The sequence below is a fragment of the Jiella soli genome, assembly GCF_020615385.1.
Classification (GTDB): Bacteria; Pseudomonadota; Alphaproteobacteria; order Rhizobiales; family Rhizobiaceae; genus VKMB-3413.
In genome coordinates this window covers 80750-104747 of sequence record NZ_JAJAVB010000016.1, presented here as the reverse complement: position 1 = coordinate 104747, position 23998 = coordinate 80750, and the positions used below count along the sequence as shown (strand labels likewise).

The window sequence follows — 23998 nt, the reverse complement described above, 5'->3', positions numbered from 1 at the left end:
CATGGTCATCACCGTCAACCGGCTTCGTCGAACTCGCGCAGCCGCCGGCGCGCCTCGTCCGAGTAGCGGCCGTTCGGGCGCTTGGAGAGGTAGCCGACCAGCGCGTCCCGGGAGCGCTCGACCAGGACCTGCTGCCAGTCGGTCTCGTCCCCCAGAAGATCGATGCGGTCGCGCGCTTCCTGCATGTGCTTCCCGCTCGGATATTGCAGCATGTAGCGGCGATAACCTTCGACCGTGTGGGTGTTGGACACCTCTTCCCAGTCGGCCTCCTCCGAGAGCAGCCTGGTCAGCCGCGCCTTGATCTCCGGCACGTAGACGCTGTTTGGAAAGCTCCGCAGGAAGGCGTCATAGGGGTCCGACTCGGTTGCCAGCATGGCGGCCTTGTAGGCGGCCTGGTCCGGCGTTTGCGCGGGCGTGGCATGCTCCGGCACGCCGACCTCCCCCTTCACCGGGCTGGAGAAGTCCGGCCGGCTCTCGATCTCCGCCACCAGCTTGATCGCCTCCGACATGCGCCGGCAGCTGCCGCAGACCGGCGGCATGTCGTTGCAGCTCGCCAGATAGCGCAGCAGCCCGTCATAGGACTTGTCCGCCGGCCATTGGGCATCCACCGTGTCCTGCGCGCGCTGGCATATCTCGGCGACCTTCTTCTCGCCCTCGGCGCGGCTGGAGCAGTCCTCGCAGTTCTTGTTGTAGTACCAGAAGGCGTCGATCGTCCCGTCGCGCTTGGCCGCGGCCCAGAGCGCCTCGTCCTTCAGCTGCTTGGGATCGGGCGGACTGAGGCTGGCGAGCTTGTCCTTCAGCTCCTTGCTGTTCTGGCAACAGTCGCAGCTCTGCAGATAGGCGCTGATTTCGAGGGCGCTGCCGCTCTTGGCGAGATCGGCCGCATGGCGCTGCTCGGCGCGGCAGACCGCCTCGCGCCGGCGCTCGGTCTGCACGAGTTCGCGCAACTCGTCCTTCATCGGGCAGTAGACGCAATTGCGCAGATAGGGCTGGACGCCGGACAGGTCGTTCGATTCCAGGATCTCGCGCGCCGTCAGCAGCTCGTAGTGTTCGCGCTCGGTCGATTCCTCGCGGGCGACCCCGTCCTCGGGCAGGCGGAACAGGACGTCCGACTTCTCGGCACCGGTGATCTCGGGCGTCTGCCGGAATTCCGGCCGCACCTGCTTGATGCGCCGGGACATCCGGTTCTGCAGGAACTTCTCGAGTTCGCCGACGGTGATGACGCCGTCTCCATCCCCGCCGAAGCGGGTCTGGTCCGCCTCGCCGTAAAAGGCCGAGACGAGCGCGTCGGTGAAGACGCCGTGCCGATAGTCGGAGTCCCAGACCGCGACCTGGTCGGAATGCGCGGCCGCGACGATCGTCACGCCCTTCTCCGCCTTGATCACCGGCGTGACGCCGGAATTCGGCGCGCTGATCCCGGTGACGAGATCGCCTGCATCGGACCGGCCGGAAAAGCAGCTTTCGAGAAACACGATGGCGCGCCCGTTGGGGAACGACCGCTCGCGCATGTCGGCCAGTTGCTTGGTCAGGAGGTTGAGGTCGTAGCCGGTGAGGTCGAGCCGGTCGGGCCGCGAGTCGGAGCCGAGCAGATAGGGCGTGGCGTCTTCCGACTTGGCGAGGAAGGCGCGCGAGCCGTGACCGACGAAATAGACATAGACCTCGGCGTCGCGCGCGGTGATCTGATTGCCGATGACGCCAGGATCGTTGGAGTCCCCGAACAGATACTCGAGCTCGGCCTTGGTCAGATTGTCGTATCGGGTGATGTTGGCGGGCGCCAGCCCGAACTCTTCAGCGAACAGCTTCTCGACCGAAGCCGCGTCGTTCTCGGCAAAGCGGACCGACTCGGCATATTTGTACTCGTGATTGGCAATGATGAAGAGATAGCGCTGGGGCTGTCCGGCATCGTCGGCGCCGGCATCCGGGACGCTCGCGGCCTGATCGTCGGCAGAGGCGGCCGCAGCCTGGGCCTCGGCGCCGTCGGTATCGGAAAGGTCCACCGGCTTCGGCTGGTTTTCCGCGGATGCGTCGAAGGCCGTCTTCGCCGGATCGGACGCCGCGGTCTTTGTCTGCGCGGGCTGGTCGCCGGTGGATCCTTCACCCGCGCTCGTTTTGTCTTCCGGCTCCGGTCCGTCCTCCGCCTTCGCAGCGGTCTCGGGGGCGGATGCGCCCGCGGCGCTTCCCGCTTCAAGCGCAGCCACTTGCGGTCTCGCCTGCTCCGCCAGGGCTGCGGTCTTGGAAGCGGCCGTCTTGGAGGGGGAAGCGCCGGAGCCTGCGGCCTGATCGTCATCCGTCGGCGTGGCGGCGGACTGCGCGAGGAACTGCGCCGACGCCGGGCGGCAGCCGTCGAGAATGCCCTCGTCGACGATGGCGAGGATGCGCCGGCGGGCGATGACGTCCTCGCCGGAGGAGATGGTGATCGTCAGGTCGATGATGCGCGAGGACGCATGCGGAATGCGGTAGACGACGTCCATGGTGATGCCGTCGCTCGGCGAGGACCCGCCGCCGCTGCGCAGCGAAGGGAGCGGCGTGCCGTCTAGCCAGGCGGCGAAGTCGCCGTCCTGCAGCTGGAAATAGGCGGTGGTGAAGGTGTCGGAGGCGCGCAAGGAGAGCTGGCAGCTGCCCTCGAGGCTCATCGACGGGCGAAAGCGCAGGCTCTTGGCGTCCTTCAGCTTCGGCGCGATCGCGGCGAGCGAGGCTTGATAGGCGCCCGACAGTTCGACCAGATCGCCGGAGCCGCGGAAATTGTCGATCACCGTGAAGGTCGAAAGGTCGACATCCAGCGTCACCGTCCGATTGCAATTGTAGGAGCCCTGGTCCGACCGGGCGAAGATCGAGATGCTCAGCCGGGCGACCTCGACGCTCGGCCGCGATGCCTGCACCGCGACGGCAAAGGTCGAGGCGTAGAGCCGGTTCACCACCTGCTCCAGCCGCCGGCTGCTGTCGCCGCCCGCGCCGAGGATGGGAACCAGAACCCGCGCATTCTCGGCGGTGTTGACGTTGATCGCGAGGCCAGAGGTGCTGATCGCCTCCTGAAGAGCGCTGTTGAGGCGCGAGCGCACATTCTCGCCGACATGCGGATCGCCGGCGGGCAGGCCGAGATAGGTCAGGTCGTAGGGCCGGGGCGCATCCGGCGCGATGCAGTTGGAGGTCAGGATGCCGGCGATTGCGCCGGTAACCTCTGAGCGCGCCTGCTCGATCAGCGGCAGGCCGCCATAGGCTGATGCGCTCTCGGCCCGTGCCGGGCCCGCGACGACCAAAAGGCAGGCGGCGAAGATGCCGGTCAGTCGGCCGAAGAGCCGGCCAAGGTTCGACGCGCGTCCCCTCATGGGAGGTTTCCTTCCTGGACGTCAGAGTTCTAGCATGAACTTCGTCTTGTGGAACAGGCCCCCGTCGCAGGACCTAACGCAGAGGCATCAAGCAGATGAAAGGTCTGAGACCTATGAAACCTTTGCGTGCGGGGCCGATCCGCCAAGGACCGGCCCCACCGGAAGATACCTGCCTCAATGCGAGACGTCGCAGACCTCGATCAGCCGGCCGCCGCCGAAATCGTCGATATCCTGGAAGCCGACGGAGATCAGCCGGCCGCTGCGCATGCCACCGGCATGGGGATAGGCGGGCACGGAGCAGCGCCTGGCATCCGAAGCGGCAGGCGCTTCCTCGACCACCGGAGCCGCGGTCTCGGCCATGGCATGGCCTTCATGCATCATGGACGGCGCTTCGGCATGATCTCCGTGCTGCATCGCCGGAGCCGCCTCCTGCGCGGCGGCGACGGGCGCCCCGCCCTCGCGGCTGAGATCGAGATTGAGCAGCGAGATCACGACGCGGCGGTTCTCCGCAGCGTAAGGGTCCTTGGTCTCCTCGACATTCGCGGCGCCGACCGCAGCGGTGACGAACTCGGCGGCCGGGATCTGGAACTTTTCGGCAAGGTAGGACTGTACGGCCTCGATCCGCTTGCGCGAGATCGCCTGGTTCTGCTCCTCGGTTCCGCTGGCGTCGGTATAGGCGGAAATCAGGATCTGGGCCTCGGTGTCGCTGTAAGCGGCGATGATCTCGCCGATCTTGTCGAGCTTCACCCTGCTTTCATCGGACAATTCGGTCGAACCGGAGCCGAAGAACAGCGGCCGGCCGACATCGGCACGGGAAACCGAAGCGGTGTCGCCCGCCGAAGCGTCAGTCTCGACAGGCTCGCCCCGATGGACGACGACGATTGGGCGTTCGACGACTTCGGTGCGCGGCGAAACCGTCACGTAACGCACGACATGCGAGCCGAAATCGTCGAGGTCGTGGGAGCCGACATAGTCGTAGCCCACGCGGCCGTCGCGATAGACGATGTCGCCGCCATATCCGTAGTCGTCATAGCCGTGGCTGGAGCGGTAGCCGGTAGAGTTGCCGTAGTCGCCATAGCCGTAACCGGGCGCGACATAAGAGGTGCGGCCGCCATAGTGGCCCGCCGAAGCGTGACCGGAAATGATGTGGTTGATGCGGGCGGAGTTGGCCGAGCCGTAGTCGCCGGCACTCGCCGGCCCCGCGAGCATGGCGATCCCGGCAGTGATCAGCGTCGAGCAGAGGGCGGTCGTCGTCAGTCTTGAGCGCATTGTCGTTTCTCCTCGCCTCAGGTGCGGTTTGCATTCTCCCCGCCAAGTGGAAGACGCAGAACGCTTTGCGCCGGTGCACTCAAGACGGAGCCGGCGCAGGGGGCTTCCCACAGCGCCGGCTCTCTTCGTCGCCGACCGGCCGAGCGGCCGGCCCCTTCGGTCTCAGAGCTTCGGATCGACGCTCGCATAGGTCTTGTCACGCGGCAGCCGCAGGGTGTGCAGGAAGGCGACAAGCGCATCCTGATCGGCCGGCGAAAGCGCCCTGAAGGCCGCGACCGCGCCGTTCGCCTCGCTGACATGGCCCGATCCGTCGTCGGCGCAGGCATCGTCCGAATGCTGCAGGATCGCATCCTTGAGGCTCAGCGCACGCCCGTCATGGAGCCACGGTCCGGTGTCGGAAACGCCCCAGAGCGGGCGCGTCAGATAGAGGTCGCGGCGCACGAACACGCCCTTGCGGTCGGTCTGCTGCGGAATGATGTCGGCGAGGCACCGACCCATCGCATGGCGCTTCAGGTCCGAGAACAGGGAGACCGCGATCGCCCCGGTCGTATCGAAGGGCAGCCGCGGCTCGGAGGCGAGCAGCGCCTGGCTCTCGAAGGGCGTGTCCATGTTGAGGTTGAACGCGAAGGCCGCGCCCTTGGGGAAGGTGCGCCCGGCCGATTCCGCCCGCGCGCTTTCGTTGAGGATCGCCCGCTCCCTGGCAGGCGTGCCTCCGCCTTCGGAGAACTCGCGTTCGACCGGCAGCGGCAGCTCCGGCGGCGTCGCCTGGCCGAGGCCGACGCCGTTGCCGGCGACGATCATCCCGTGATTGCCGTTGGACGATTCCCGCGAGGCGATCGCGGCGACCTCCGGCGTGCGGGGATCGTGGACTGTGACCACCGGATTGAGGATCGTCTTGGTCGGCTGGTGACAGGCGGCGCAATTGGGGCCGGCGCCCGCTGTATCTGTTCCCTCGAACAGCGCCCGCCCCCGCGCCACCTGGGCCTGGAGTTCGGCCGTCGCCGGCGCCATCTCCTCGGGCGGACGGTTGCCGAGCGCGAACGCCGTCAGCGCCGTGACCTCGCCATAGGAGACCTCATTCGGAACGCCATCCCCGTCGGCATCGGCCTCGTCGGGGGCGAGTTCCACCGGCATCATGCCGAGATGGAAGTTGAGGGCGTCGCGCACGAAATTGCGCATATTGGAGGCGATGCCCTTCCACTGGAACGGCCTGATGACAAGGTCCTCGCTGACGCCGTCGATCGTGCTGCACCGCTCGGTGATGCCCGGATTGCTGCCGCAGGGCTGCAGCCGGGCGGGCACGGGCGGTGCGTTGGCGTCGATGCGCACGGCATAGCTGCCGAAGTCGCTGCCCTTCGAATTGAGCTGGATCTCGAAGGCCTGGCCGCGCTGGGCGTCGGCCTGCCGCACGGCCGACAGCCGCTGCGACAGGAGATCGAAGGTCATCTCCTCGGCGAGCTTCTGCGTGTAGCCGGCGCCGAAGACATGCGGCGGATTGCGCAGGAAGACGGCGTAGAGATTGCTCGGATCGGAGATCCCGCGCGCCCGGAAGGCCTCCAGCACCCATTGCGGGGCGGGATCCTCGAGCAGCGGGTTGATGATCGCGGCCGACGCGATCGGCCCGGCGCCGGACACCCGGTCGGGGCGGACCGAGCGTGCCGCGGTCTGGCTTCCCGAGACTTCGAAGCCCGAAGCGTTGTGGCACTCGAGGCAGGCCTGGGAATCGAGGCCATCAACGCGCATCCAGGGCAAATGCACATAGGCGGCCATCGGCGAGATGCCGGAGGTCGACTGGTGGCGCTTCTTCTCGCGCGGCCCCTCCGGCCCCTCACCATAACCGTCGGCGGTGGTGAAGGACTGGGTGAACAGGTGCCGGCCGATCTCCTGGACCTGGCGGAAGTTCACCGCGCCGCTGGAAATCTGCTCCTGCGAGACACGGATGCCCGGCTCCAGCGACGGCTCGTCGCCTGTCGACAGATCGCCGGAGCCGGCCGCATTCTGCGGCTGGGCCGGCAGGGCCACCGGCGTCGGCGACGTCGTATCGGAATCGGAGGTGCCGCCGGTGTCGGCAGCGGGCGTCGGGGCTGGCGCAGCCGCGGCGGAAGGATCAGGCGCCGTGTCGAGGGCCGGGGTCGTCTGCGCCGCCGGATCCGGCGCCTCCGGGGCCGGAGGCGCGGGGGCGGCCGCGGGCGGCGGTGCCACCGGGGTCGCCGGCAGATCGACGGTCGGCGGGGAATCCGGCGCGCGAGGACTGCGGCCTCCAAGGATCGCGTCGTTGATGGCGTCGCTCAGCTGAGCGTGCAGAGGGGTCGCCGCGCCAACGATGAGCGCGAGCGCCGTGCCGCCGAGGACGGCATTGCGGGCAAAGGCAGAAAACATGTGAAACAGGCCTCCCGATCGGGTGACGGTTGCGCCGGACCGCACGATCGGCGTCGATCGGGCAGCCGCGAGATCACGGCATGACGCAAGGGCGGATAGAACAGCCTGACAAGAACTCGCACCCTGGACGCACCCGGCATGGTTTGCTCCAGCCTTCTATCACGCTTTCGTAACGGCAGCCATGTGCTCGCAAAGAGTCTATTGGAAGCGCCAGAGACGCAATCGCGCGAGGATCGACGTTTTCTGAGAACTCTCGGGAGGGTGGTCTTCTTGCGACCCTGAACGGGCAGGAGATCCCGCCTCCTCGGCAGAGGATCCCTCCCCCGTACTCACCATCGGCGAAGAGCGAGGCCGTCAGGAAGAGCCGGTGGCGTCGCAACGTCGCCCAGGAGGCGGGGAGCCGGAGCCGGAGCCGGAGCCGGAAGAGAGGCGCGGCCGGCGTCCGACACAAGGCGATCCGGCGGCCGCACGCGATCTCAGACGAAGGCGGCGCCAAGTCTGCGGCTCGCCCTCCCCGCATTCCGCTCTGGCTGTTCCACTGAAGCAGCGTCAGCGACGAACACCCGACCCCAACCCACCGGAGACACCCGCAATGATCCGCAATGCCTTGATCGGCCTCGCCACCCTCGCCACGGCCGCCGCCCTCGCCGCACCCGCCAGCGCCAATAGCTACGGCCATTCCTCCCACAGCTACCGCACCTATGCCGTCGACTACGACGGCTACCAGCCGGTCTGCCACACCGAGAAGCGGAAGGTCTTCGGCGGCTATGACGAGTGCGGCCGCAAGATCTGGGTCTGGAAGCGCGTCCGCAGCTGCCACTGAGACCGCCTCGGGCCGTCCGCCCTTGCCCGGCTGCGGCCGGGCACGGTCCCTCGACAAAAATGCAGCCCCGCCACGGCGGGGCCATCCGACCCGCCGGCGACCACCGGCGGGTTCTTCGTCCGTCCGGCTGCTGGTGCAGCCACGCTTGGGTCGCCGGGCCGGAGCCTTGCAGCCAGCAGACCCGGCCCGGAGATCAGCGCGGGCCTGGCTGGGCCGTCGTCTTCGGCTCGGACGTGCGCGCGATCCACTTGGTGAACCGGTCGATCCAGCGCTCCAGGAACACCTTGGTGCTTTCGTCGACGACATTGTTGTTCTCGTCGAAGGCCTCGCCATTGTAGGCGTAATAGACCTCCGGCTGGCCCATCAGCACCATGTCGACGACCGTCACCAGTCCCTTCAGCGCGTTCTGCCCTGCCGCGCCGCCGGTGACGCCGGGGCTCGTGCCGATGATCGCCGCAGGCTTGGCCTCCCAGGAATTCTTGCCCCAGGGCCGCGTGCCCCAGTCGATCGCATTCTTGATCGCCGGCGAATAGGAGCGATTGTATTCGGGCGTGACGAAGAGGACGGCGTCGGCCGCCTCGACCTCCCGCTTCAGCCGCGTGACGGATGCGGGCGGATCCTGCCAGAGATCATCGTTGTAGAGCGGCAGGTCGCCGATCTCGACGAAGTTGAAGGTCAAGCGGTCACCGGCGAGCTTGTCGATGCTCTCGGCGAATTTTCGGTTGATCGATTCGCGGCGCAGCGAGCCGACGAGGACGGCGACGGTGGTCATGGAGGAGCCTTTCGTTTACAAAAGTAACCGGCTCACCATTTGATACCGTTATGGTGCAGCGCAAGATCGCACCGGAAAGTTCCTAGGGCACCTTTATGAAACCCAGTGAGGCTCACGATCCCGGCGCCTGTGGGCGCGCGAACGAGGTGATTTCCCTCGTCGGCGACAAATGGAGCGTCCACATCGTCATGCTGCTCGGCACGGGAACCAAGCGGTTCATGGAGATCAAGCGAGCCGTTGACGGTGTGTCGCAGAAGATGTTGACGGTCACGCTGCGCGGCCTCGAACGCGACGGCTATGTCTCGCGCACTGTCTATCCGACCGTCCCGCCCAAGGTGGAATACGCCCTCACCGATCTCGGCCGCGAGCTTCTGGTGCCGCTGCAGGCGCTCGGCGCCTGGGCGCTGGAGAACCATGCCCGGGTGGTGAAGGCGCGGGCGGCCTACGACATCAGGGCAGCGGGCGAAGCGGCGGAATAGGCGCCAACGCTGAGAGCATGCTAAGCGTCGCTGACGGTGGACGAGGCGCGGCGACGACGAACCGCGCGCCACCCGAAGAGGGAGCCGATCGATGCAGACGCCGCAGCACGCCTTCACCGCCGAACAGTACGGCATCCGCGCCCAGGACTACGTGACCAGCGCCGTCCATGCGGGCGGCGCCGATCTCGACCAGATCGAGACCGTCGTTTCCGGGAAGGCCGCAGCGCGCGTCCTCGATCTCGGCTGCGGCGGCGGCCATGTCAGCTACCGGGCAGCCCCCCATGTCGCGGAAGTCGTTGCCTGCGACGTGACGGCGAGGATGCTGGAGGCGGTCGCGGCCACCGCGAAAGAGCGGGGCCTTGCCAACATCTCCACCCTGGAAGCTGCGGCCGAAGCCCTGCCGCTCGAGGATGCGAGCTTCGATTTCGTCCTCTGCCGCTTCACTGCCCATCACTGGCAGGACATGGAGGCCGGGCTGAGGGAGGCGCGGCGGGTCCTCAAGGCAGGCGGACGGGCGGTCTTCATCGACACCGTCGCGCCGGAGGATCCGGTGCTCGACACCCATGTCCAGGCGGTCGAACTCCTCCGCGACGCCTCGCATGTGCGCAATTATCGCACCTCGGAATGGGTCGCCGCCCTCGCCCGCTCCGGCTTTGCGGTCGAAGAACTGACGACCCGCCGGCTGCGGATGGACTTTCCGGTCTGGATCGCGCGAACGCGGGCCCCGGACGCCAATGCCGCGGCGATCCGCGGGCTGCAGAACGTCTCGCCGCCGGCCGTTAACCGACACTTTTCGATCGAGCCGGATGGCAGCTTCCATCTCGACGCCGTGACCTTCGTCGTCAGGCCGGCCTGAGACGCAGGCGCTTCGGGCCGGACGAAGTCCGGCTGGTTCCTTCGAATTGCCGGACTTGAAACACCCAGGCGCCGCGCGGGCTCCGGCCAGATGTCCCCTCGATCGGCGGACCGCCCGATCAGTCCTCCTCGATCGCGACCGGGCAAGGCACGCCGACCCGGTCGCATTTGTGTCGGTAGGTCATCACCCAGAACGCAGGGTTGCGGCCGATCTCCGAAAGCCTGCCGAGAAGCGCCTCGATAAAGGCCTTCTTGGCCTCGGCGCTGCCGCTTTCGGGAAAGGCCTGCTTCTCGGCCTTGGTCATCGAACAGCCGATGCAGCGGCCCTGCCGCTTGTATTTGCAGACGTCGATACAGGGGCTGGGCGCACTCGCCCAGGCCGCATCGATCGTCTCGCGGTCATGCGTGTCCATAAATAGCGCTTCCCATTGGTTCGCCGCTGTCTTCTCGTCTCATATAGGAATGACGGACGGCGCTGTCGGCAGCAGCCGGGCAGGTGCACAAGAGAACGCGGAGCGGCGAGGCGCCCGCGCCGCGATCCGCCGTCACCCTGGCCAGACAACTGCGACATCCGGCCGAGGCACGGGCGGACTGCCAGCACGCAGCCGGCGAGATGACGTTGCGGACTAAACCGCGTCGCGGCGCGATGGATACTGTGCTACACATCACGACAGGGGCGTTTCATCGAACGGAAGCGATGAGTTCCATGACAATTGCGCGTTCCAGCATCGGATTGCACTTCAGCGTCCTTGCCGCCCTTGCGTCAGCCAGCGTTCCGGCTTCGGCACAGGTCGGGGCCGAGGATCGGCGCTGGTCGACAAGCGGCAGCGGCGAGCGGGTCACTGCCACGGACTGCACGGATTGCGGCGACGACATCGGCCTCCTCATCGCGTGCAAGGGCCCCGGGCGCCCGGCCGAGGTCACCGTGCCGGCCGCGGCCTTCGACGGCGAGGTGGCGGAAACCGGCACGATCACTATTGCGGTGGGAGGCGAGCGTTTCCGGCGCGCGGCCCGCACCATGTTTCTCGGGCAGGTCGGCTCGACGCCCGTCTTCGATCTGGCCCCGGACGACCCGATGATCGATGCCCTGAAGTCCGGTCGTGAGGTCGAATTCGACTTCGAGGGCAATATGGCCACGATCGGCCTGTCCGGTTCGTCCGTCGCGCTTTCGAGCTTTGCCGCCGAATGTCCCTGGCAAGAGGCAAAAGCGCCCGCAGCGCCCGAACCGCGCGGGGCGGACACGGGAGCGAGCAATGGCGCGCCGGATGCCGCGCCGGAGCCCGGTCCGGCCTCCGCGGCCGCCGACGGCGCGATCTGGTCCTCGAACGAGACCGGGGACGGGCGCGCCAGCCTCGTCTTCGGCATTCCCGAGACCGATGCCATCGGCTTTTCGGCCGAGTGCCGGGCAAACCAGCCGGCACAGCGCGTCCGCGTCGATCTGTCGGTGGACTACCCGCAGGGCCTGTCCGCAGGCTCCCCGCTGACGGTCGGGGTGTCGACGCCGTCAGGCCGCCTCGCCTTCCCCGCCACGGTCTTTGCCGACAGTTCCGAATCCGCGGGCGTGCGCATCGAGGTCGGCCTTCTCGATCCGCTCTGGGCGGCCTTGCTGCCGGCCGGAACCCTGTCCGTCTCGACCGAGGCGGGCGGCGGCTCGGCCCGGCAATGGCCGCTCGCCGGCGCGGCACCGCAGGTCGCGAAATTCCTCAGCCTTTGCGCAGGGGTTCCCACCGACGAACGCGCGACGCCCGCACCGACTCCGATCACGACGGCGATCCCTGCCCCGGACCCGGTCGCCGCGGCCGAAGGGCGCGCCGCGCCGCAGGCGCCGCCGCAACGCGCGGCCTCGACGGCAAACGCCGGGATTCCGGCGGTGGCGCCGAAGCATGTCGCCTATGACTGCTCCGACGGAAGCCGGCTGGAAGTCGATTATTACCTGGGCGCGGCGCCCGCCGATGTCGCGCTGGTCAGCCAGGGCGACGACAGGAATATCCGGCTCGTGGCCGCGCAATCCTCCGCCGGCAGCCGCTATACCGGCGCGGCGATGGAGCTGCAGACCAAGGCGTCGACCGCGCTTCTGGTGCGCGGCGGCAGCGTCCTCAGCTGCTTCGAGCGCTGAGAGGGCCGACGCGAGCCCGCACGGCCCTGACTTTTCAGGCAGAGCGCAAACCGGGAGCGCTGTGAGACGGCGCCCCGGTTTCTAAGATCACGCCGCGGCGTCGATCTCCTCCTGGGCCTTCTTCGGCACGTAGTTCAGCACCGGCGCGAGCCACCGTTCCACCTCGGCGACATCCATGCCCTTGCGCCTGGCATAGTCCTCGACCTGATCGCGCTCGACCTTGGCGACGCCGAAATAATGCGCCTCCGGATGGCCGATATAGAGGCCGGAGACCGAGGAGCCGGGCCACATCGCGTAGCTCTCGGTCAGAGTCACTCCGATCTCGGCCTCCGCATCGAGCAGGCGGAACAGCGTCGTCTTCTCCGTGTGGTCCGGCTGGGCGGGATAGCCAGGCGCCGGGCGGATGCCGCTATAGGGCTCGCCGATCAGCTCGTCCGGCGCCAGCGCCTCGTCCGGCGCATAGCCCCAGAATTCGCGCCGCACCTTTTCGTGCATCCGCTCGGCGAAAGCCTCGGCGAAGCGGTCGGCGAGCGCCTTGACCATGATCGAGGCGTAATCGTCATTGGCCTTGGCGAAGCGATTGGCGATCGCCTCCTCCTCGATCCCGGCCGTGACGACGAACCCGCCGACATAGTCCGGTTTGCGGCTCTCCTGCGGCGCCACGAAGTCGGCGAGCGCAAGGTTCGGCCGGTCGCCGCGCTTGGTCAGCTGCTGGCGCAGCGTAAAGAAGGTCGCGAGTTCTTCCGTCCGCTCGTCGCCCGTGAACAGGCGGATGTCGTCGCCGATGCTGTTCGCCGGCCAGAAACCGACGACGGCTTTCGGCTGGAACCACTTCTCCTCGACGATCTGCTTCAGCATGGCCTGCGCGTCCGCAAACAGCGAGCGCGCCGCCTCGCCCTGGCGCTCGTCTTCGAGGATCGCGGGGTAGCGCCCCTTCATCTCCCAGGTCTGGAAGAACGGCGTCCAGTCGATGTAGCGCGAGAGTTCTTCCAGGTCCCAGTCCTGGAAGACGCGGGTGCCGGTGAAGCTCGGCGCGACGGGCTCATAGGCCGCCCAATCGGTCTTGAAGGCGTTGGCCCGCGCCTTGACCAGCGGCAGGCGCTGCTTGTCGCGCTCGGATTTCTCATGCGCCTCGGCGACCTTCTTGTACTCGCCGCGGATCGTCTCGATCGTCTTGTCGCGCGTCTCGAGCGACAGAAGCGACGAGACGACGCCGACGGCCCGGCTCGCATCTGTCACGTAAACGCTCTGGCCGCGATCGTATTGCGGATGGATCTTCACCGCCGTGTGGACGCGGCTGGTCGTCGCCCCGCCGATCAGCAGCGGAATGTCGAACCCCTCGCGCTCCATCTCGGAAGCGACATGCACCATCTCGTCGAGCGAGGGCGTGATCAGGCCGGACAGGCCGATGATGTCGACCTTTTCCTGCTTCGCCGTTTCCAGGATCTTCGCCGAGGGTACCATCACTCCGAGGTCGATGACCTCGTAATTGTTGCAGGCGAGGACGACGCCGACGATGTTCTTGCCGATGTCGTGGACGTCGCCCTTGACCGTCGCCATCAGCACCTTGCCGGCGTTCTTGCGCTGCTCACCGCCCAGAAGCCGCTTCTCCTCCTCCATGAAGGGCAGGAGATGGGCGACCGCCTGCTTCATCACGCGGGCGGACTTCACCACCTGCGGCAGGAACATCTTGCCGGAGCCGAAGAGGTCCCCGACGATGTTCATGCCGTCCATCAGCGGGCCTTCGATGACGTGCAGCGGGCGCTCGGCGGCAAGCCGCGCCTCCTCGGTGTCGGCATCGATATATTCGGTGATGCCGTTGACGAGGGCATGGGCGAGGCGCTCGTTCACCGGCTTCTCGCGCCAGGAGAGGTCCTTCTCCTTGGCCTTGCCGCCGCCCTGCCCCTTGTAGCGCTCGGCGAGTTCGAGCATGCGCTCCGTCGGATCGCCGCCGTCCTTCGGCGTCCGGTTGAGGACGACGTCCTCGCAGGCCTCGCGCAGCTCCGGATCGATCGTGTCGTAGACCGCGAGCTGGCCGGCATTGACGATGCCCATGTCCATCCCCGCCTGAATGGCGTGGTAGAGGAAGACGGCGTGCATCGCCTCACGCACGGCCTCGTTGCCGCGGAAGGAGAAGGAGAGGTTGGAGACGCCGCCGGAGATATGAGCGTGCGGCAGCGTCTGCCGGATCGTCCGTGTCGCATCGATGAAGGCGACGCCGTAGGGATTGTGCTCCTCAATACCGGTCGCGACCGCGAAGATGTTCGGGTCGAAGATGATGTCCTCGGGCGGGAAGCCGACCGTCTCGGTCAGGAGTTTGTAGGCCCGGCTGCAGATCTCGACCTTGCGCTCGTAACTGTCCGCCTGGCCCTTCGCGTCGAATGCCATGACGACGACGGCCGCACCGTAATTGCGGACCAGCCGGGCCTGGGCGATGAAGGCTTCCTCGCCCTCCTTCATCGAGATCGAGTTGACGATCGCCTTGCCCTGAACGCGCTTCAGGCCGGCCTCGATCACCTCCCATTTGGAGGAGTCGATCATGATCGGCACCTTGGCGATGTCGGGCTCGGCCGCGACGAGGTTGAGGTAGTCGATCATCGCCTGCTTGGAGTCGATCAGGCCCTCGTCCATGTTGATATCGATGACCTGCGCGCCGTTCTCGACCTGTTGCCGCGCGACCTCGAGCGCGGCCGGATAGTCGTTCTCCTTGATCAGCTTGCGGAAGCGCGCCGAACCGGTGACATTGGTGCGCTCGCCGACATTGACGAAGGGGATGTCCTTGGTCAGCGTGAAGGGCTCGAGGCCCGACAGGCGCATCAGCGGCTTGATCTCGGGAATCTCGCGCGGGGGGTAATCCTTCAGCGCCTCGGTCAGCGCCCGGATATGGTCCGGCGTCGAGCCGCAGCAGCCGCCGACGATATTGACGAGGCCTTCCTTGGCGAAGATCGCAACTTCCTTCGCCATCGCCTCCGGGCTCTGGTCATATTCACCGAACTCGTTGGGCAGGCCGGCATTCGGATAGGCGCAGACGAGCGTATCGGCGGCGCCGGAGATCTCGGCGAGATGGTCGCGCATCGCCGCCGCGCCGAGCGCGCAATTGAGCCCGATGGTGAAGGGCCTGGCATGGCGCACCGAATGCCAGAAGGCGGTCGGCGTCTGGCCCGACAGCGTGCGGCCGGAGAGATCGGTGATCGTGCCGGAGATCATGATCGGCAGGCGCACGCCTTTTTCGGCGAAGACCTCCTCACAGGCGAAGATCGCCGCCTTGGCGTTCAGCGTGTCGAAGATCGTCTCGATCAGCACGAGATCGGCGCCGCCATCGACGAGGCCGCGCAGCTGTTCGCCATAGGCGATGCGCAAATCGTCGAAGTCGATGGCACGGAAGCCGGGATTGTTGACGTCCGGCGACATCGAGGCGGTCCGGTTCGTCGGCCCGAGCGCCCCGGCGACGAAGCGGCGCTTGCCGTCCTCCTGTTCGGCGCGGATCGCGGCCCGGCGGGCAAGCCGCGCGCCGTCGCGGTTCAGCTCGTAGACCTCTCCCTCCATGCCGTAGTCGGCCTGGGCGATGGAGGTCGAGGAGAAGGTGTTCGTCTCCAGGATGTCCGCCCCGGCGATCGCATAGGCGTAGTGGATGTCCTCGATCGCCTTCGGTTGGGTCAGAATAAGCAGGTCGTTATTACCCTGCAAATGGCACTCGCAGGCGCCGAAACGGTGGCCGCGGAAATCCTCCTCCGAAAGGCCGAGAAGCTGGATCTCGGTGCCCATGGCACCGTCGAGGATCAGGATGCGCTCAGCTGCGGCCTCGCGAAGTGCCGCGGCGGCCTCGGCCGGATTGCGGCCCTCGGTCATGGGTCCGAAGAGCGTGTCGGTCGATGCGGTCATGGCGTGATTGTCCCTATCGTTGAGACCAGATCACATAAAGATATGCTTATGTCAATAAATGAGCTCTGCGAACGGGGCCACCTCCCGTCGCGTGACTTGAAACCGGCATCGATCCTGCGATCTAATCCGAACATGGACGATCGAAAGGATCATGCGTCATGTCCACTCTGATCGCAGAGCCGGTCGAAGACGGATCCGATCCCCCAAACTCGACGCGGGCGGCGGAAGGGCTGCCGCGGCGCCGGTTCACGGTGGCTGAGATCGAGAGCTTCGTCGAGGCGGGCGTCATCGCCGAGGACGAGCGGTTCGAACTGATCGGCGGGGAGATCGTGCCGATGTCGCCAGAAGGCATGCGCCACGAGCGGATCAAGATGTGGCTGAACGAGACGTTGATCCGCAATCTTCCACGCCAGTTCGCAACCAATCCGGAAACGACCTTCCGCCTGTCCGAGGACACGTTCCTGGAGCCGGACTTCGTCGTCTTCGAGCGGGCCTCCGGGCTCGAAGGCCTGAAGGGCGACACTTGCCTTCTGGCGATCGAGATCGGCGTGTCGAGCCTTGCCTACGACCGCGGCCGCAAGGCGGAGATCTACGGTGCATTCGGGATACGGGAACTATGGGTCATCGACGCCCGCAGGCTGGAAGCCCGAATCTTCCGGGAGCCCCAAGACGGACGGTACACGTCGATCGGAAATTGCTTGAAGGCTGAGACGCTGACGCCTCTCGCCGTGCCGGGCTTTTCGTTGCGGCTCGCGGACTTCGAACACTTCGAGGGGTGAGGGTCGGCCGCCGAACGCCGGACGCGCGATCACGTCCCCGCCCCAGTCCTACCCCTTTGCCGGGTGCCCGAAGATCCGCGCCAGGAACGCCTCCAGCCAGCGCTTGACCGGCGCGTCGTAGATCGCGCGGCCGGTGAAGTGCGCCCGGCGCCCCTGCGCGCCCGGCAGGGTCATCCGGGCGTGGCCGCGCGTCGTCCAGCGATGCATCATGGCGAGGGTCAGTTCGGCGTGGAACTGTACGCCATAGGCGGCCGGTCCGTAGCTGAAGGCCTGGTTCGGATACCAGTCGCCCTCGGCGAGACTACGCGCCCCGCGCGGCAGATCGAAGCCCTCGCGATGCCATTGATAGACCATCTCCGGCCAGTGCGGAACGAGGATCCGGCCTTCGGTCGTGGACTTCAGCGGATAGTAGCCGACCTCGGCATAACCCTCCGGATGCGGACCGACCTTTGCACCGAGATGCTTGGCGAGCATCTGCGCGCCGAGGCAGATGCCGAGGAACGGCCGCTCTTCCTTCAGCGGCACGTCCAGCCAATCCACCTCCTTGACGAGGTGCGGATCGGTGTCGTTGGCGCTCGGCGGACCGCCGAAGACGATCGCGCCGCGATGGTCTTCCAGCGTGTCGGGCAGGCCGTCGCCGATCACCGGCCGGCGGATGTCGAGCTTCACGCCATGCCGCTCCAGGACCTGTCCGACCCGCCCGGGGGTCGAACTTTCCTGGTGGAGGACGATCAGGACCGGGCGCGTATCGCTCCCATCGAGGACGAAGTGGTGTTTCGCAATAGCGTCGTGGACCACGCCCGCCGCATCGCTCTGCGCTTCTTCGAGATAAGCCATGGCGTCAGTCGGCAGCTCCGCTCTTTTCCGCAGCCTCCCGCTTCATCAGCATCCGATCGCGCGTGGAAACGCCCATCAGTTCCGACATGCGCCAGATCAGATTGTCCTCGAGTTCGTGCACCTCGCTATCGGCATAGGTGACCTCCCACAGAAGCTCGACGAATCGAACCCGCTTTTCCTCGCTGAGCCGGGACTTCAGCACCGAGGTGAAATTATAGAGATCGACCGATTCCTGATCGGCCTGGCGCCCCGCCTCCGCGATCCGGTCGGCCTCGCCGGGCGCAAGGCCGAATTCTTCGCCGAGCACCTGCTTCAGGCGATGGCGCTCGGCATCGGTGACGACGCCGTCGGCGTCGACAATGTGGAAGAGCAGCGCCGCCGCAGCGACCCGCACGTCGTCCGCCGGATCCGATCGGCGCTCGTCCTCGTCACTTGCCAGCGTGCGGATGAATTCTCGGAAGGATTCGAACATCAATTTCCGTCTTCGGCGGCGGGTTCGGTCAGGGTCCGCTCCCTCAACCGAACCGCGCCTCCTTCCGTTCCTCGCTGCTGCGGCCGAAGGCGTTTTCGGAAACATCGCCGCGCGCCGGCTCCCGCTTGGCGCCGGCCGTCGACGCAACCGGCATTCCCGCACCATTGGTGCGGCCCGCGGCTGGATCGGCCGCCTCGGTGGCGACCGGAGCGTTCTTCAAAGGCACGGTCGGAGACACCTTCCCGTGGCTGTCCGTCGCGGACTTGACCGCCGCTTCGGATGTGGGACGCCCGCCCTCGGCCTCGCTTGCCGGCCTCGCCGGAACCGCCGTTGCAGTACCTTCGGTCGCGGCGGCGCCCGTCACCACGCCTGTCTCGCCCGCCCTGGTCTCTATCGTCCTTGCGCCCTCGCCGGGCTCGGCCTCGATCACCGGCGCATTCTCGCCGCCCAGGCGCTCGACCGGCACCTTCCACTGGAAGGCATCCAGCCGCCCGGTGACCGGAGAGATCGGCGCCCAATGCTGCGAAACGATCCCGTCGGCAGTCCAGGCCGGATCCCGCGGTGCCCGGATGGCGCGGGCGAGCCATTCGCGGATGCGACCGGTCTCGCCGGTATCGGCTTCCTCGATATCGGCGAGAAGCAGATAGACGCTCTCGCGCGGCGAGGCCTTGGCGGCCTCCATGGCAGAGGCGCGGGCAAGCTCCAGATCGTCGGCGTCGAGAGCCGCTCTGGCAAGGCAGATCCCAGACTCAACGTCGCTCGGCCGCAAAGCGTGCAGCTTCTTGGCACGGCGCAAACGGTCGTCGACCGAATCGCCCGGTCGCGCACCGACATAGGCGTCTGCGATTTCCGGATGCGGGCTGTAGGTCCAGCTGGTCTCCAGGATCTTGGCGCCGCGCCTGAGGTCGCCGAGCCTGAACAGCGCACGCGCTGCGACCAGCGCGGCCGGAACGAGCTCCGGCGCAAGCTCGTGCGCCTCGATGCCGGCCCGCTTGGCAGCCTTCGGATCGGCCTCGGACAATTGCATCGCCTTCGCGGTCAACAGGACGGCGCGCGTGCGCTTGGACTCGTCGCGATCGATGAGGCGGGTGTTCTTCTGCGCCTCAAGGATTTCCAGCGCCCCATCCCAGTCACCGGCGAGCGATTTCGATTCCAGGACGGCCCCGCCGGCCCAGGGCACATGCGGCGCGATGCGCACGGCCCGCTCGGCATAATAGCGCGACGCGGACTCGTCGCCGACGCGCTCGGCCTCCAGAAACAGACCGCGCATGGCCAGGAGCCGCGTCTCGGGATCGCGCTCCATCTGCTCGAAGACGGAGCGGGCGCGGGCATGATCGCCCTCGATCATCGCCGTCTGCGCGTCGAGGAAGCGGATCAGGGGCTCCTTCCTCGCATCGAGGAGCTTCTCAGAGCGCTTTGTCATGCGCCGCGCCAGAAGCGCGTCGCCAGCGCCCGCCGCGATGATGCCGTTCGACAGCGCCGAGTAACCGCGATCGCGGCGACGCGTGCGCCACCATCCGCCGATCGCGCCGGGCGTCTTGAAGAAGGCGCGCACCAGCCAGACGACGAGGAGGGCCGCGAAGATCAACAGGCCGAGCGCGATGAGGAAGACCATCAGGCTGGTCGCGACTTCCTGGCCCTGCCAGACGAAGGTGACGGTGCCCGGATTGTCTGCGAGCCAGGCAAAACCGAGCGCGGCAGCCAGGACGACGAGGAAGAAGGCGAGGATACGCAGCATTCTTGATTCCTTAGCCCTGGTTTTCCGGAGCGGGCGCCGGGGCGGATGACGGAGCGGGAGCGGCGGCTTCGCCGGTCTGGCCGGTCTGGATCGCTGACGACAAGGCATTCGAGACGACCTGCTCGGCGTTCAGCCGGGCATCCACCTTGGCGGCGAAGTCGGAACTCGCATCCTTCGCCGCCTGCGGCAGGGTCTGCCATTCGCGCTGCCAGGCATCGAGGTCGCCGGAGCGGATATTGGCGGTCAGCCGCGACAAGGTCGCACCCACGCCTTCCTGGCTAGCGGGAGCCGGACCGGCCGGACGAACCTGGATCAGCGACCTCAGGCCCGAAAGAACCTGATCGCCAACCGGCGCCTCCGGCTTCGGCGGGGCGAGGCTCGCGGAAATCCGGCTTTCGACCGACGGCCATTCGGATGCGAGCTGGCGCTCGGAGGGTACGCCGTTGGCGGCATATTCGCGAAGGGCCTGGGTGGCATCGCTGCCGCCCCCGGAAGCCTTCGCATAGGTTTCGAGCTCGCTCATGAACGGCCCGCCGCGATCGATCGCCGATTTCAAATTTGCCGCCGCAAGCGCGACCTGGGCCTGGCGGTTGCTCTGCTCGATCGCAGCCACCCGCTGGTCGAGCCCCGAGAGCTGTTCGTCGACCGTCTTGGTCGCGGCCTCGGCCGTCGCCTGCGCCTTGCTTGCTGCCTCTCCGGCCGAATCGGCGGCGGCCTGCGCCTTGTCCGCCGCGGTCTGGGCGGCGTTGGCAGCTTCCTGCGCCGAGGTCGCCGTTGCCTGCGCGCCCGATGCCGTTTCCTGAGCCTTCTCGGCCGCCTGCTGCGCCTCGCTGGCCGTCTGTTCGGCACCGGAGGCGGTCTGCTGCGCCTGGACGGCAGAGGTCTGAGCACCGCCGGCGGTCTGCGACGCGGCATTGGCGGTCGCCGCGGCCTGGGTCGCGGCCTGCTGGGCGGAAGCCGCCTTGTCACCAGCCTCGCCGGCCGCCTGCTGCGCCGCGGTCGCGGTCTTGCTGGCAGCCTCGGCCGTCTGCGATGCCTTCCCGGCCGCGTCGGAGGTGGACTTCGCGCCGCTCTCGAGCGCATCCACACGCTGGCCGAGCGCCGCCGCCTGATCGCCGCCACCCTGCGGCGCGGCTGTCGAGCTCTTCAGCTGCGCCACCTGATCGCGCAGGGACTGGAGGTCGTCGGTGGTCGCATAGGCTGTGCTGTCGGTGGCGGCGCCGTTCGGCGCCCCGGCTCCCGGAAGATAGCCATTGGCCTGCAGCGCCCAGGCCGCGCCGAGCGCCACGACGGCGCCGACGAGACCCGCGGCCAGCGCGCCGCCGAAGCCGACGCCGCCTGAGCGCGCAGGCTCCGCCCTGCCGTCGCCTCTGCCAGCGGACGGCGTGCTTGCGCTACCAGCGGGCCTGGCCGCGCCGGTGGCGGGCTTTGCCGACGACGACGAGCCGGAGGGAGGCGGCCCGGAAGACGACGTCGCAGCCGGGGACGATGCGGCAGGCTTTGCCGAACTGACGGAACCGGAGGAGGAGGACGCAGCGGCCGGCTTCGACGTTGCGGTCGAAGCGGCGGGCGTTGCGGAGGCCGCGGCAGCGGGCTTCACCTGTTCCTTGGCGGCATCGCCGCTCCCGGCAGCCTTGCCGGGGCCGGTCGAGGACGAGGGCGGCTCCGGCCGGCGATCCACCGGCCTGTCGGCGGCGGTCTGCGAGGGCGGCGTCACTGCCTGCGCCCCGCTGCCGGACTTCGAAGCGGCGGACGGCGAGCTGGAAGCACCCGAGGCAGAAGTCCCCGCGGCGGGGGTCCCGGAGGTCGCAGCCGGCTTTGCAGGGGTCGCCCCCGAGGTTGTCGCAGCGGTGCTGGCGGCCGTCGAGAAGGGGTTGGTCGCAGATCCGCTGCTCGTGCTGACGGTATCCTTTCCGGCGGCTCCGCCGGCCTTCGGCGGGTTCGGCGCGTCAGGGGCGAGCCCCTCCTCGGACGCGAAGGTGCGCGTCGTCGCCTGCTTTCCGTCGGCCGAAGACGAGACCGCGTCCTGTGGCCGGGACGATTGCGACCCGGGAGATGCGACCGCTCCGCCGGTGATGGTGTTGCCGACGGTCGCAGCCGTGCTGTCCGAGCCCTTGGCGGGCTCTGCCGAACCGTTCTTCGGGGGCGTCCCCGGCTTTGCCGAAGAAGCGGCCTCCGCCTGGGTCTTGTCCTTTTCGCCGTCGCTCACCGTCGTCTTCTTTTCCGCTTTCAGGTCGATCGTCTGGCCGCGCGTCTTGTTCGGCCGCGAGCGCCGGGGACGGTTGGTCATCGAATTCGCTCCATTCCTGGGCGCCTCAGCCGCACGGCGTCGTCGAGCCGGTTACCGCGCGGCGAATGCAGAGCCTCATTGGTCCTTCATTCGTGCGGATCGTGCAAGCTTCGTCTCGCTTCTCCAACCCAAACTAGGTTACCCGATGCGTTCGAAAAGCGAGGAGAGACGAGGCGTTGGAGAAATCTCCGCAGCGCTCGCCAACTCCGGCGGCAGGGCTGCGGCGATCCGCGGCGACAGCGCAAGCAGCCGCGGCGGCGGGTTGAGAAATCCGGCGTGGCGCTCAGCCAGCCAGGCAAAGGCCTCGGCCTGGCCGGCCGACAGAAGAAGGGCGACATCCGGCCGCCGGCCTTCGAGGAGCGAGGCGACCGTGGCCGCATCGGGGCGGGCGGCAACGGTCTCGTAAACCTCCCATACCACATGGCGGATACCGGCGGCCTCAAGCGAACGTTCCAAGGTCCCGGTCCTCCGGCGGCCCGCCGCGTAGAGGAGGCCGCGCTCCCCGTCGAGGCCGGCATCAGTGGCAAGCGCCGCGAGATCGGCGGCGGTCCCCTCCCCAGTCCGCACGCTGGGGAAGCCCACTGCGCGGGCGGCGGCGGCTGTGCGCTCGCCGACGCAGAAGACAGGGCGGGGATCGCCCGAAAAGTGTTCCGCGAGAGCCGGCACGGCCCTTGCGCTGGTGAGCGCGAAACCTGCGAATGCGCCGGGCGGCGGCGGCGCCTCGAGACGGCGTGTCGCCTCCATCGGCAGAATCAGCGGAACGTGGCCGCGCTCGCTAAGCGAGGCGGCGGTCCGCTCGCCGTCCTCGCGTTCGCGCAGGATCAGGACATTTGCCATGCGTGCCGCGGTCCGCGGAGCGGCGGGGAGCGGCGCTTCACTCAGCCCAGCCCTTGAAGAAATCCGGTCCGGCCGCTTGCAGCACGTCCCGGCCGGCGAGCCGCCCCATCGCCTCGGCGTCCTCGCCGATCCCGGTGCGGACCGTCTCGTGCATCGCCGTGCCGTCCGGCGTCAGGATGACGCCGTGGAGCATCAGCGTCCCGTCGTCGCGGTGTTCGGCATAGGCCGCGATCGGCGTGCGGCAGGATCCGTCGAGCTCGGCGAGAAAGGCGCGCTCGGCGGTCAGCGCGATCGTCGTCGCCCGGTCGGAGATCGCGGCCACGAGCCCGTCGACCCGCTCGTCGCCGATGCGGTTCTCGATGCAGATCGCGCCCTGGCCCGGCGCCGGCGGAAAATCCTTCGGCGACAGGATCTCGGTCGCCACCGACACCATGTCCATGCGCTTCAGCCCGGCGAGCGCGAGAAGCGTGCCCTCGGCCTGGCCCTCTTCCAGCTTGCGCAGCCGGGTCTGAACATTGCCGCGGAAGATGACGACGTTGAGGTCGGGGCGCATGCGCTTCAGGATCGCCTGGCGCCGAAGCGAGGCCGAACCGATCGTCGCGCCCTCGGGCAGGTCGCGGATCGACGGGACCTTGCGGCCGATGAAGACATCACGCACATCTTCGCGCGGCAGAAAGCCGGTGATCTTGAGGCCGTCCGGCAGCGCCGTTGCCATGTCCTTGGAGGAATGCACGGCGAGGTCGATGCGGGCGTCGAGGAGCGCGAGCTCGATCTCCTTGGTGAACAGGCCCTTGCCGCCGACTTCCGACAACGGCCGGTCGAGGATCCGATCGCCGGACGTCGAGATGACCTCGATCGCGAAGGCCGATTCCGGCAGATCGTGCGCCGCCATCAGCCGGGCCCGGACCTCACTCGCCTGGGCGAGAGCCAGCTGGCTGCCGCGGGTTCCGATCCGGATCACATCGCTCGAACTCACATTGGTCTCCCATTGTCGATCTTGCCGCGGAGGGCCCGTCCCGACCTTCTTAGAGCGCGGCATCGACGGACGAAACTCTCATCGGCAGGAATTTGTCGGCCGCCGGCTCAGGGAGGGGTGCGCGCGGAGGCCGCCCCGCCGGTCTGGCGCTCGGCCGTCGCGGACGGA

At 67.8% G+C, this 23998-nt stretch carries 17 protein-coding genes; 5 read left to right on the top strand and 12 right to left on the bottom strand.

What is annotated here, in order from left to right:
* Positions 1-14: 14 nt before the first annotated feature.
* The 3 genes from LH400_RS09980 to LH400_RS09970 form a co-directional block, all read right to left on the bottom strand.
* The gene (locus LH400_RS09980; protein ID WP_229152529.1) at positions 15-3326 is read right to left on the bottom strand and encodes a caspase family protein; all 3312 of its coding nucleotides are present in this window, start codon (positions 3324-3326) and stop codon (positions 15-17) included.
* Between the two features lie 174 nt (positions 3327-3500).
* Entirely contained in the window at positions 3501-4595 is a 1095-nt protein-coding gene (locus tag LH400_RS09975; protein WP_229152528.1) for an OmpA family protein, read from the bottom strand.
* A gap of 162 nt (positions 4596-4757) precedes the next feature.
* On the bottom strand, positions 4758-6974 hold the full coding sequence (locus tag LH400_RS09970) for a c-type cytochrome (protein WP_229152527.1): 2217 nt from the start codon (positions 6972-6974) through the stop codon (positions 4758-4760).
* Between the two features lie 592 nt (positions 6975-7566).
* Here LH400_RS09970 and LH400_RS09965 point away from each other — a divergent pair.
* Positions 7567-7797, top strand: a complete 231-nt coding sequence (locus tag LH400_RS09965) for a hypothetical protein (protein ID WP_229152526.1) — start codon at positions 7567-7569, stop codon at positions 7795-7797.
* Positions 7798-7990: 193 nt separating this feature from the next.
* Here the strand turns inward: LH400_RS09965 and LH400_RS09960 are convergent, their stop codons facing one another.
* A complete protein-coding gene (locus tag LH400_RS09960; RefSeq protein ID WP_229152525.1) occupies positions 7991-8569 on the bottom strand; it encodes an NADPH-dependent FMN reductase in 579 nt (192 codons plus the stop codon).
* A 95-nt stretch (positions 8570-8664) separates the two neighbouring features.
* Between LH400_RS09960 and LH400_RS09955 the strand changes: the two genes are divergently transcribed.
* Both LH400_RS09955 and LH400_RS09950 read left to right on the top strand, forming a co-directional pair.
* Positions 8665-9048 (top strand): winged helix-turn-helix transcriptional regulator, encoded by a 384-nt coding sequence (locus LH400_RS09955; protein ID WP_229152524.1) that lies wholly within the window; start codon positions 8665-8667, stop codon positions 9046-9048.
* Positions 9049-9139: 91 nt separating this feature from the next.
* The gene (locus tag LH400_RS09950) at positions 9140-9904 is read left to right on the top strand and encodes a class I SAM-dependent methyltransferase (RefSeq protein ID WP_229152523.1); all 765 of its coding nucleotides are present in this window, start codon (positions 9140-9142) and stop codon (positions 9902-9904) included.
* Between the two features lie 118 nt (positions 9905-10022).
* Here the strand turns inward: LH400_RS09950 and LH400_RS09945 are convergent, their stop codons facing one another.
* On the bottom strand, positions 10023-10316 hold the full coding sequence (locus LH400_RS09945) for a DUF1289 domain-containing protein (protein WP_229152522.1): 294 nt from the start codon (positions 10314-10316) through the stop codon (positions 10023-10025).
* A gap of 284 nt (positions 10317-10600) precedes the next feature.
* Between LH400_RS09945 and LH400_RS09940 the strand changes: the two genes are divergently transcribed.
* A complete protein-coding gene (locus tag LH400_RS09940) occupies positions 10601-12019 on the top strand; it encodes an MliC family protein (RefSeq protein WP_229152521.1) in 1419 nt (472 codons plus the stop codon).
* An 87-nt stretch (positions 12020-12106) separates the two neighbouring features.
* Here the strand turns inward: LH400_RS09940 and metH are convergent, their stop codons facing one another.
* Complete coding sequence (gene metH, locus LH400_RS09935; protein WP_229152520.1) at positions 12107-15901, bottom strand: methionine synthase; 3795 nt, start codon at positions 15899-15901, stop codon at positions 12107-12109.
* 158 nt (positions 15902-16059) lie between these two features.
* On the opposite strand from metH, the gene LH400_RS09930 reads away from it, so the two are divergent.
* Positions 16060-16680, top strand: a complete 621-nt coding sequence (locus LH400_RS09930) for a Uma2 family endonuclease (RefSeq protein WP_229152519.1) — start codon at positions 16060-16062, stop codon at positions 16678-16680.
* Positions 16681-16728: 48 nt separating this feature from the next.
* Here LH400_RS09930 and LH400_RS09925 read toward each other — a convergent pair whose 3' ends face one another.
* From LH400_RS09925 to hemC, 6 genes are all read right to left on the bottom strand, one after another.
* Positions 16729-17517, bottom strand: coding sequence for a glutamine amidotransferase (locus LH400_RS09925; RefSeq protein ID WP_229152518.1), 789 nt, complete (start codon positions 17515-17517; stop codon positions 16729-16731).
* A 4-nt stretch (positions 17518-17521) separates the two neighbouring features.
* Complete coding sequence (locus LH400_RS09920) at positions 17522-17989, bottom strand: tellurite resistance TerB family protein (RefSeq protein ID WP_229152517.1); 468 nt, start codon at positions 17987-17989, stop codon at positions 17522-17524.
* Between the two features lie 43 nt (positions 17990-18032).
* Positions 18033-19727, bottom strand: a complete 1695-nt coding sequence (locus LH400_RS09915) for a heme biosynthesis protein HemY (RefSeq protein ID WP_229152516.1) — start codon at positions 19725-19727, stop codon at positions 18033-18035.
* A 10-nt stretch (positions 19728-19737) separates the two neighbouring features.
* Positions 19738-22017 (bottom strand): COG4223 family protein, encoded by a 2280-nt coding sequence (locus LH400_RS09910; RefSeq protein WP_229152515.1) that lies wholly within the window; start codon positions 22015-22017, stop codon positions 19738-19740.
* 138 nt (positions 22018-22155) lie between these two features.
* Positions 22156-22854: a uroporphyrinogen-III synthase gene (locus LH400_RS09905; protein ID WP_229152514.1), complete on the bottom strand. Its 699-nt coding sequence runs from the start codon at positions 22852-22854 to the stop codon at positions 22156-22158.
* 37 nt (positions 22855-22891) lie between these two features.
* Positions 22892-23830, bottom strand: a complete 939-nt coding sequence (hemC, locus tag LH400_RS09900) for a hydroxymethylbilane synthase (RefSeq protein WP_229152513.1) — start codon at positions 23828-23830, stop codon at positions 22892-22894.
* Positions 23831-23998: the final 168 nt, after the last annotated feature.

Excerpts from the sequence above, each read along its gene's own strand:
- LH400_RS09950 (WP_229152523.1), top strand. The coding sequence starts at position 9,140 with ATGCAGACGCCGCAGCACGCCTTCACCGCCGAACAGTACGGCATCCGC.
- LH400_RS09955 (WP_229152524.1), top strand. The coding sequence starts at position 8,665 with ATGAAACCCAGTGAGGCTCACGATCCCGGCGCCTGTGGGCGCGCGAAC.
- LH400_RS09970 (WP_229152527.1), bottom strand. The coding sequence starts at position 6,974 with ATGTTTTCTGCCTTTGCCCGCAATGCCGTCCTCGGCGGCACGGCGCTC.
- LH400_RS09905 (WP_229152514.1), bottom strand. The coding sequence starts at position 22,854 with ATGGCAAATGTCCTGATCCTGCGCGAACGCGAGGACGGCGAGCGGACC.
- LH400_RS09965 (WP_229152526.1), top strand. The coding sequence starts at position 7,567 with ATGATCCGCAATGCCTTGATCGGCCTCGCCACCCTCGCCACGGCCGCC.
- LH400_RS09945 (WP_229152522.1), bottom strand. The coding sequence starts at position 10,316 with ATGGACACGCATGACCGCGAGACGATCGATGCGGCCTGGGCGAGTGCG.
- LH400_RS09930 (WP_229152519.1), top strand. The coding sequence starts at position 16,060 with ATGTCCACTCTGATCGCAGAGCCGGTCGAAGACGGATCCGATCCCCCA.
- LH400_RS09940 (WP_229152521.1), top strand. The coding sequence starts at position 10,601 with ATGAGTTCCATGACAATTGCGCGTTCCAGCATCGGATTGCACTTCAGC.
- LH400_RS09910 (WP_229152515.1), bottom strand. The coding sequence starts at position 22,017 with ATGACCAACCGTCCCCGGCGCTCGCGGCCGAACAAGACGCGCGGCCAG.
- metH (WP_229152520.1), bottom strand. The coding sequence starts at position 15,901 with ATGACCGCATCGACCGACACGCTCTTCGGACCCATGACCGAGGGCCGC.
- LH400_RS09925 (WP_229152518.1), bottom strand. The coding sequence starts at position 17,517 with ATGGCTTATCTCGAAGAAGCGCAGAGCGATGCGGCGGGCGTGGTCCAC.
- LH400_RS09960 (WP_229152525.1), bottom strand. The coding sequence starts at position 8,569 with ATGACCACCGTCGCCGTCCTCGTCGGCTCGCTGCGCCGCGAATCGATC.
- LH400_RS09975 (WP_229152528.1), bottom strand. The coding sequence starts at position 4,595 with ATGCGCTCAAGACTGACGACGACCGCCCTCTGCTCGACGCTGATCACT.
- LH400_RS09980 (WP_229152529.1), bottom strand. The coding sequence starts at position 3,326 with ATGAGGGGACGCGCGTCGAACCTTGGCCGGCTCTTCGGCCGACTGACC.
- LH400_RS09920 (WP_229152517.1), bottom strand. The coding sequence starts at position 17,989 with ATGTTCGAATCCTTCCGAGAATTCATCCGCACGCTGGCAAGTGACGAG.
- LH400_RS09915 (WP_229152516.1), bottom strand. The coding sequence starts at position 19,727 with ATGCTGCGTATCCTCGCCTTCTTCCTCGTCGTCCTGGCTGCCGCGCTC.